This window comes from Neisseria sp. HMSC064D07 (assembly GCF_001837185.1).
GTDB classification, from domain to species: Bacteria; Pseudomonadota; Gammaproteobacteria; order Burkholderiales; family Neisseriaceae; genus Neisseria; species Neisseria flavescens_C.
Genome location: NZ_KV831702.1, coordinates 1 through 7,192 on the forward strand (window position 1 = coordinate 1; position 7,192 = coordinate 7,192).

The 7,192-nt window shown below is 53.4% G+C and carries 6 protein-coding genes; 3 read left to right on the forward strand and 3 right to left on the reverse strand.

The features are described 5' to 3' along the window. Nucleotides 1-49: 49 nt before the first annotated feature. Nucleotides 50-1,579, reverse strand: a complete 1,530-nt coding sequence (locus HMPREF2608_RS08255) for a helicase HerA-like domain-containing protein (protein ID WP_070826604.1) — start codon at nt 1,577-1,579, stop codon at nt 50-52. Nucleotides 1,580-1,820: 241 nt separating this feature from the next. Between HMPREF2608_RS08255 and HMPREF2608_RS08260 the strand changes: the two genes are divergently transcribed. Continuing rightward, nucleotides 1,821-3,050 carry a multidrug effflux MFS transporter gene (locus tag HMPREF2608_RS08260; protein WP_070826605.1) on the forward strand — a complete coding sequence of 410 codons (1,230 nt, stop codon included), beginning with the start codon at nt 1,821-1,823 and terminating at the stop codon, nt 3,048-3,050. Nucleotides 3,051-3,111: 61 nt separating this feature from the next. After that, the gene (murI, locus tag HMPREF2608_RS08265) at nt 3,112-3,921 is read left to right on the forward strand and encodes a glutamate racemase (RefSeq protein ID WP_049331752.1); all 810 of its coding nucleotides are present in this window, start codon (nt 3,112-3,114) and stop codon (nt 3,919-3,921) included. 63 nt (nt 3,922-3,984) lie between these two features. Here murI and nadC read toward each other — a convergent pair whose 3' ends face one another. Both nadC and HMPREF2608_RS08275 read right to left on the reverse strand, forming a co-directional pair. Further along, nucleotides 3,985-4,866, reverse strand: a complete 882-nt coding sequence (gene nadC, locus HMPREF2608_RS08270) for a carboxylating nicotinate-nucleotide diphosphorylase (RefSeq protein WP_070826606.1) — start codon at nt 4,864-4,866, stop codon at nt 3,985-3,987. A gap of 74 nt (nt 4,867-4,940) precedes the next feature. Beyond that, a complete protein-coding gene (locus HMPREF2608_RS08275; protein ID WP_070826607.1) occupies nt 4,941-5,879 on the reverse strand; it encodes an NUDIX hydrolase in 939 nt (312 codons plus the stop codon). A 156-nt stretch (nt 5,880-6,035) separates the two neighbouring features. Here HMPREF2608_RS08275 and nadA point away from each other — a divergent pair, with 156 nt between their 5' ends. Continuing rightward, a complete protein-coding gene (gene nadA / locus HMPREF2608_RS08280) occupies nt 6,036-7,148 on the forward strand; it encodes a quinolinate synthase NadA (RefSeq protein WP_070826608.1) in 1,113 nt (370 codons plus the stop codon). Nucleotides 7,149-7,192: the final 44 nt, after the last annotated feature.

A 7,192-nucleotide genomic window follows, 5' to 3' on the forward strand; every position in this document is an offset into this window, starting at 1 on the left:
AGGAAGGGCTTTTTTGCAAAGGTCTCGGCCTTTTATGTTCGCAGGCTGATTATTTAAACATATTTTTAATAATGCCCATTACGCTGCGGGAAATGGCGTTGGTTACTTGGCGGTTGATTTGGCTGCCGATGGCGTCGGCAACGTTGTAGCCCAAACCTTGGCCGGATTTTTTACGTCCGCCGCTCAAGCCGCCAATCAGTCCGCCGAGGATGCCGGGATCGGCATTGGCAGCTTCTTTTTCTGCGGCTTTTTGCGCTTTTCCCTGCTCTTTGGCGGCATTTGCGGCTTCTTTTTCTGCGGCTGCTTGGCTGTCTGCTTCGGCCAATGCTTCAAAAGCGGAGTAGTTGTCCACCATATCTTTATAGGTTGGATATAAATCGTCGTTTTGGAACAGGCGGTTGCGTTCCTCTGCGGTAAGCGGGGTTAAGGAAGATTGCGGCGGCAGAATAAGGGCGCGTTCTACCGGCTCGGGCATACCTTTTTCATCAAGGAAGGAAACGAGGGCTTCGCCGACGCCGAGTTCGGCAATCGCTTCGGCAACTTTGATGTTGGGGTTGCTGCGGAAGGTTTCGGCAGCTGCTTTAACCGCTTTTTGGTCGCGCGGCGTGAAAGCGCGCAGGGCGTGTTGTACGCGGTTACCCAGTTGGCCGAGAATGGTATCGGGCAAGTCGAGCGGGTTTTGGGTGACGAAATATACGCCCACGCCTTTGGAACGGATCAGGCGTACGACTTGTTCGATTTGTTCGACCAGTGCATTGGCGGCATTGTCGAACATCAAATGCGCTTCGTCGAAGAACATCACGAATTTCGGTTTGTCCAAATCGCCGACTTCGGGCAGGGTTTCAAACAACTCCGCCAGCATCCACAGCAAAAACGCGCTGTACATACGCGGAGAGCGCATCAGTTTTTCGGAGTTGAGGATGTTGATGATGCCTTTGCCGTTGTCGGTTTGCATCCAGTCTTGCAGGTTGAGGGAAGGTTCGCCGAAGAATTTTTCTGCACCTTCGTTTTCCAAAGTCAGCAGTTGGCGTTGAATCGCGCCGATACTGGCGGCAGAAACGTTGCCGTATTGCGTGCGGTATTCCGAAGCATGGTCGGAAACGTGTTTCAACATGCTGCGCAGGTCTTTCAAGTCCAGAATGTGCCAGCCTCTGTCATCAGCAACTTTGAACACGAGGTTGAGCAGACCTTCTTGCGTGTCGTTCAGATTCATCAGGCGAGCCAAAAGCATAGGGCCCATTTCTGAAACGGTGACGCGTACGGGAATACCGGTTTCGCCGTAAATATCCCAAAATCGCACGGGGAAATTTTGTAGCCATTGCTCGCCCAAACCAAACTCAGCGATGCGTTCGCCCACTTTGCCGCTGTTAGCACCGGCTTGCGCGATGCCCGACAAATCGCCTTTGACATCGACCAAAAATACAGGGACGCCTTCGCTGCTGAAGGCTTCCGCCATGCGGCGCAGAGTAACGGTTTTACCCGTACCGGTCGCGCCGGCGATCAAGCCGTGGCGGTTGGCCATTTTGCCTTGGATTTCGAGCGTTTTCCCGTCGGTACGCGCAATTTGAAATGTAGTCATGATTATTCCTTAGAATCCGTGATGTGAAACAATTTGTTGTCTTAAAAAACAAGCATTTTAACGTTTGCGGCGAGGGGATTCAACCAAGCAAAGTTTCAGACGGCCTTAAGTTTTGCAAAGGTTTTTTTGCAGTGATTGGACAAGGTTGAAATCTGCTATAATTCCATCCAATCCGCAACCGTCTGACAAGGCGGTTGTTTTCTTTGTTTGTTGAATATTTTTTACGAAAGCGAAAGTCGGAATGACTGCACAACAAGCCCCTTTGGACGAAAAAACCATGGCCGTGCTGATGGCGATGTTGGTCGCGCTGATGCCGTTTTCTGTCGATGCCTATCTGCCTGCGATTCCCGAAATGGCGAAGTCACTGGGTTCGGACATTCACCGCATCGAGCAAAGCCTGAGCTTTTTTATGTTTGGCGTGGCGTTTGGTCAGGTAGTTGGTGGGTCGATTTCGGATATTAAAGGCCGCAAACCTGTCGCCTTGGTGGGCTTGAGCATTTACTTTGCCGCCGTCATCGGTTTGACGATGGTGAATAATGTCGAGCAGCTGCTGAACTTGCGTGCCGTGCAGGCGTTTGGCGCGGGGATGACCGTGGTGATTTCCGGTGCGATGGTGCGCGATTATTATTCCGGACGCAAAGCCGCGCAGATGTTTGCCTTAATCGGCATCATTCTGATGATTGTGCCGCTGATGGCGCCAATGATTGGTGCAGGCTTGCAGAATTTGGGCGGCTGGCGCATGATTTTCGGTTTTCTGGCCTGCTATTCGCTGCTGCTTTGGGGTTTGATGTGGTATTTCCTGCCCAAGCCGCATCAAAAAGGCAAAATCAGCATGGACGTGTTCGGCGTGGTGGCCGGCAGGTTTAAACGTGTTTTGAGAACGCGCGCCGCGATGGGCTATTTGTTTTTCCAAGCTTTCAGTTTCGGTTCGATGTTTGCTTTTTTGACCGAATCGTCGTTCGTGTACCAACACCTGTATCATGTTTCACCAAACCAATACGCTTGGATATTTGCGCTCAATATCATTACCATGATGTCGTTTAACCGCGTTACCGCATGGCGTTTGAAAACCGGTACGCATCCGCAAAACATCCTCAAATGGGGCATTATCGTCCAATTTGCCGCCAATCTGCTGATGGTGGTTTTGGTGTTGTCGCTGTCTTTGCCGCCTTTGTGGGCTTTGGTGCTGTGCGTGATGTTTTCAGTCGGTACGCAAGGCTTGGTCGGTGCGAACACTCAAGCCTGCTTTATGAGCTATTTCAGTGCAGAGGGCGGCAGCGCAAATGCGGTTTTAGGCGTGTTCCAATCCCTCATCGGCGCATCGGTTGGCATGGCAACGACTTGGCTGCATAATGGTTCTGCCTTGGTAATGGCCGGTATGATGTTGAGTTCGACTATATGCGGTATCGTGCTGTTGTGGATTTGCTCGCATCAGGCTTGGGTAGAAAACGATAAAAAAGAGTATGTTTAACCTTCAGGCCGTCTGAAAAACGGTTTCAGACGTCCTCAACGCTATATTGAAGAAATTAACCATGAGTACCAGCAAACAACGCCCCATCGGCGTATTCGATTCCGGCGTCGGCGGCTTGACCAACGTCCGCGCCCTGATGGAACGCCTGCCGATGGAAAACATCATCTATTTCGGCGACACCGCACGCGTTCCCTACGGCACCAAATCCCGTGCCACTATCGAGACCTTCGCCATGCAGATTGTCGATTTCCTGCTGGAAAACGATGTCAAAGCACTCGTCATCGCGTGCAACACCATCGCCGCCGTTGCCGGACAAAAAATCCGCCAAAAAGCAGGCAATATGCCCGTATTGGACGTCATCTCCGCCGGTGCGGAAGCCGCTTTGCAAACCACCAAAAACAACCGAATCGGCATTATCGCGACCAATACCACCGTCAACAGCAATGCCTACGCGCGCGCTATCCATTCGAAAAACAACGACACGCTGGTGCGCACACAAGCCGCGCCCCTGCTTGTGCCATTGGTAGAAGAGGGCTGGCTCGATCACGAAGTCACCCGCCTGACCGTGCGTGAATACCTGAAGCCGCTCTTGGCCGACGACATCGACACGCTGGTGTTGGGTTGTACCCATTTCCCACTGCTCAAACCACTTATCGGCCGCGAAGCACAAAACGTCACCTTGGTCGATTCCGCCATCACCACCGCTGAAGCCACCGCCAAAGCCTTGGCGCAAGCAGGTTTGCTGAATACAGAAAACGACAATCCGGATTACCGCTTCTACGTCAGCGACATCCCACTGCGCTTCCGCACCATCGGCGAACGCTTCTTGGGTAGAAGTATGGAGCAGATTGAAATGGTAACGTTGGGTTGATGGGTGATATTAAAGGCCGTCTGAAATTTCAGACGGCCTTTTTGCTTTATAGTCAACTCAAACTTAAGCCATGAAATCTAAACCTATGTCCAACGAGCGGCTGCTGTGGGTCAGATAGCCGAGGGCGATGCCGTCCACGTCGGTTTGCGCCACGCGCTTCAGTCGGTCGAAGCCGATGCCGCCCGATGCTTCGCAATAGACGGTGTGAGGGTGGGCGGTTTGTGTGTGGCAGCGGTTTGCCGCTTCTTTTAAGGTTTCGTCGTCCATATTGTCCAGCAAAATCCGTTCCGCGCCCGCCGCGATGGCTTCGTCCAGTTGTGCCAGCGTGTCCACTTCGATTTCCACGCAAGTCAACGGTCCGACCGCCTGCTTTGCCTGCCGTACGGCTTGGGCGATGCCGTCACAATAGGCAAGATGGTTGTCTTTGATGAGGATGGCGTCGTCCAAGCCCATGCGGTGGTTCACACCCCCACCTGCTCTGACGGCGTATTTTTGCAGGACGCGAAGCAGTGGGATGGTTTTGCGGCTGCACACGATGTCCACATTGTAACCGGCAACTTCGGCTACTGCGCGAGCGGTAGCGGTGGCGATGCCGCTTAAGTGCGTGAGGTAGTTGAGTGCGGTGCGTTCGGCGGCGAGCAGGCTGCAGGCGTTGCCTTCGACGGCGGCAAGCGTCTGACCTGCGCGGACGGCTTGTCCGTCGTGGATTTTGGTTTGGAAACGGACGGACGGATTCATCGTCTGAAAGGCAAGACGCGCCAAATCCATGCCTGCTATTACGCCATCTTCGCGGCAGATCAGGAAAAGTTTGGCGGTTTTGTCGGGCGCGATGACGGCGGCGGACGTAATGTCGCCGCGCCTGCCCAGATCTTCGCTCAAGTCTTGTTCTACCATGGGGCGCAACAGGGTATCGGGGAGAGGAAGAAGGTTGTTTTCAGACGACATGAAGGTTCCTTTGTTGAAAAATATTGATATTGCCCGATGGGGCAAAATTTAATTTGAGGCCGTCTGAAAATCAGTTAGCGGCTACCCAGCGGCAGTCCGATATCAGAAATCAGCTGATCGGGCAGAACGTCGTCGAGGAAGCGGTAAAGCTGTGCAGGACGGCCTTTACTACCTGATACGCTGGTATCTGACGGCTCGATAAGGTTCTGCTGCTGAATCTGGCGGCGGAAGTTTTGCTTATGCAACAACCTGCCGCTGATGGCTTCGACGCTGTTTTGCAGTTGCAGCAATGTAAATTCGGGCGGCATCAGTTCAAAAATCACTGGGCGGTATTTGATTTTGGCGCGCAGGCGGGACAAGGCAGTCGCCAGCACGCGGCGGTGGTCGTGGCACATGGGCTGCCCTGTGAGTGCGAAGTTGAAGTTTTCCTGAGGCTCGGCTGCTTCCGCTATCAGGCCGCTTTCGTATAGTATTTCATAGCGTTGCAAAACGTATTCTTCCGACCAATTTTCAGGTTCTACCCCCCAGCACAAATGAATGCGCTTGAGCCGCTTTTGGCGCACTTCCTCCGTATCCGCCGAGTTTGCCCAAATGCGCAGGCGGCTGACGATGGTATCGCGCAGCCCGCTGTCAGTACGCAAATCTTCCCACGGAAAATAGCAGTAGCAGTCCTGCCATTTCGCATCGGGATGAAGGATGCTGTCGGCCGCTTCGCGCACCAGCCCTAGATAGCTGACGTATAAGACAGGCATGCCTTGCTCGTTTTGGCGGCGCGTATCGACAAAGGTATAAAGCTGTTCTACATAGCCCATAGGCTGCGATGTCTGCTTGGCGACCCACATTCTGACCCCTGCTTGCAAGGAGTGGCGAAACGGTGCAAGCAGGCCATTGGGTAATAGCTCTCCTTTGGCAACTGTCAAAACCCTCAAGCTTCCGTTTGTAATGGCGATCAGTACAGGAACAAGCTCGACGATACTTTGCGTATTGGCTGCTGTTTCAGGATAGGCATCCATGCGTGGCTTTCATTCAAGAGAAAACCTTATTGTAAACCAAAGCGGTTTTCAGACGACCTTGCACATTATACTCAAGTTGAGCATAATATAAAAATATTTCAAAATATAAACGGCAAATCTTTATGCCGTCTGAAAAACCAGCCATAAGGAAGTCTCATGCAAACCGCCGCCCGCCGCTCGTTCGATTATGATATGCCCCTCATCCAAACGCCGACTTCTGCCTGCCAAATCCGTCAGGCGTGGGCGAAGGTTGCCGACACGCCCGACCGCGAGACGGCAGGTCGTCTGAAAGATGAAATTAAGGCTTTGTTGAAGGAGAAAAACGCGGTCTTGGTGGCGCATTATTATGTTGATCCGCTGATTCAGGATTTGGCTTTGGAAACAGGCGGATGCGTGGGCGATTCGTTGGAGATGGCGCGTTTTGGTGCGGAACACGAAGCCGGTACATTGGTGGTGGCGGGTGTGCGATTCATGGGCGAGAGCGCGAAAATCCTCTGCCCTGAAAAAACGGTGCTGATGCCTGATTTGGAGGCGGAATGTTCTTTGGATTTGGGTTGCCCGGAAGAGGCGTTTTCAGCGTTTTGCGACCAACACCCCGACCGTACGGTGGTGGTGTACGCCAACACTTCCGCCGCCGTGAAAGCGCGTGCCGACTGGGTGGTAACGTCTTCGGTGGCGTTGGAAATCGTATCGTATCTGAAATCGCGCGGTGAGAAGCTGATTTGGGGACCCGACCGCCACCTCGGCGACTATATCCGCCGCGAAACGGGCGCGGATATGCTGTTGTGGCAGGGTTCGTGCATCGTCCACAACGAATTCAAAGGGCAGGAATTGGCAGCGTTGAAGGCGGAACACCCCGACGCGGTGGTACTGGTTCATCCCGAATCGCCGCAAAGCGTCATCGAGCTGGGCGACGTGGTCGGCTCGACCAGCAAACTACTGAAAGCCGCCGTATCGCGCCCCGAAAAAAAATTCATCGTGGCGACCGATTTGGGCATCCTGCACGAAATGCAAAAGCAGGCGCCCGACAAAGAATTCATCGCCGCGCCGACGGCAGGCAACGGCGGAAGCTGCAAAAGCTGCGCGTTCTGCCCGTGGATGGCGATGAATTCGCTGGGCGGCATCAAATACGCCCTGACAAGCGGACACAACGAAATTCTGTTGGACAGAAAGCTGGGCGAAGCCGCCAAACTGCCTTTGCAGCGTATGCTCGACTTCGCGGCAGGACTGAAGAAAAAAGATGTGTTCAACGGCATGGGTCCCGCCTGATTTGCCGTCAATATTGCCGTTTCAGACGACCTCTCAAACAAGGA

Bases quoted from the DNA above. Each gene is read 5' to 3' on its own strand.
- murI (WP_049331752.1), top strand. From the start codon at position 3,112: ATGAGTACCAGCAAACAACGCCCCATCGGCGTATTCGATTCCGGCGTC.
- HMPREF2608_RS08260 (WP_070826605.1), top strand. From the start codon at position 1,821: ATGACTGCACAACAAGCCCCTTTGGACGAAAAAACCATGGCCGTGCTG.
- nadA (WP_070826608.1), top strand. From the start codon at position 6,036: ATGCAAACCGCCGCCCGCCGCTCGTTCGATTATGATATGCCCCTCATC.
- HMPREF2608_RS08275 (WP_070826607.1), bottom strand. From the start codon at position 5,879: ATGGATGCCTATCCTGAAACAGCAGCCAATACGCAAAGTATCGTCGAG.
- HMPREF2608_RS08255 (WP_070826604.1), bottom strand. From the start codon at position 1,579: ATGACTACATTTCAAATTGCGCGTACCGACGGGAAAACGCTCGAAATC.
- nadC (WP_070826606.1), bottom strand. From the start codon at position 4,866: ATGTCGTCTGAAAACAACCTTCTTCCTCTCCCCGATACCCTGTTGCGC.